Genomic DNA, 1,221 nt, shown 5'->3' with positions numbered 1-1,221 from the left:
GGTACCCAGGCGGTGGACTGGGAGGAGCGCATCGACGTCAAGCGACTGCGCGAAGAGCGCTACGAGAAGGCGCTCTCGCGCCTCGAAGACTCCGGGCTGGGCTCGATGCTGCTCGTCTCCGACCCGAACATCCGCTACGTCACCGGCCTCGCCATGACCGGCGGCTCCGGCGCCGACCACTACACCCTCCTCACCGAAGACGGCGACGTCGTCCACTGGGACACCGCCGACCACGCCTCCAACCAGCGCTTCAACTGTCCGTGGCTCGACGACATCCGCTACGCCTGCCCCGGCCTCGGCAACGTCCCCCGCGCGTCGGGCCGCGACTCCGCCCGCGACTGGCTCACACAGAAGATGGCCGACCTCGTCTACGAGGCGATGACCGAGTACGGCGTCGAGAAAGAACCCATGGGCCTGGACGTCGGCAACCAGGGCCTCGTCGCCGCCTTCGAAAACAACGGTGTGGAGGTCCGCACCAAGGAGTGCGTCGACCTCATGCACGACGCCCGCAAGATCAAGACCAGAGACGAGATCGAGTGCCTCCGTCAGGTCGCGGCCATCTGCGAGGCCGGCTTCCAGCAGGTCGTCGAAACCGCCCGCCCCGGCAAGCGCGAATCCGAAGTCTGGGGCGACGTCACCCGCGAACTCTGGCGCCACGGCGCCTTCGTCGGCGGCGGCTACCTCACCAGTGGGCCCAACACGTGGCCGAAACACCAGGCCAACACCACCGACCGCCTGATACGGCCCGGCGACATCGTCTACGCCGACATGTACAACGTCGGCTACCTCGGCTACCGCTCGTGTTACTACCGCACCTTCAGCATGGGTGACCCCACGCAGGCCCAGCAAGACGCCTACGAGACCGCCCGCGACAACCTCTACGACGTCCTCGAACGCATCGAACCCGGCGCCACCACCGACGACATCTGCCAGGGCTTCCCCGACATGGCGGGCGAACACGCCGACTGGTACGGCGCCACCGACCACTGGCAGCTGACCACCAACCACTGGGCCCACGGCCTCGGCCTCCAACTGTACGAGGTCCCGCTCATCTGGCGCGGCCTCTCCCCCGACCACCCCATCGAAATCGAGGAAGGCATGACCATGGCCGTCGAGACGATGGAACCCGCCGACACCCAGGGCGTCCGCGTCGAAGAGATGGTCGTCGTCCGCGAAAACGGCGTCGAACTCCTCAGCCAGTGGCCCGTCGACGAAATCACC

General features: G+C 67.2%; 1 protein-coding gene. It reads left to right on the top strand.

Annotated elements, in window-relative coordinates; all coding sequences use genetic code 11:
* The coding region (locus ACSC1W_RS20875) for a M24 family metallopeptidase (protein WP_435349774.1) at window positions 1-1,221 on the top strand (1,221 nt) is incomplete at both ends.

Source organism: Haloarchaeobius marinus (assembly GCF_051207415.1).
In the GTDB taxonomy this organism is placed as follows: domain Archaea; phylum Halobacteriota; class Halobacteria; order Halobacteriales; family Natrialbaceae; genus Haloarchaeobius.
Note: the sequence above shows the minus strand (reverse complement) of the source record. Positions and strands in the feature narration are given on the sequence as shown.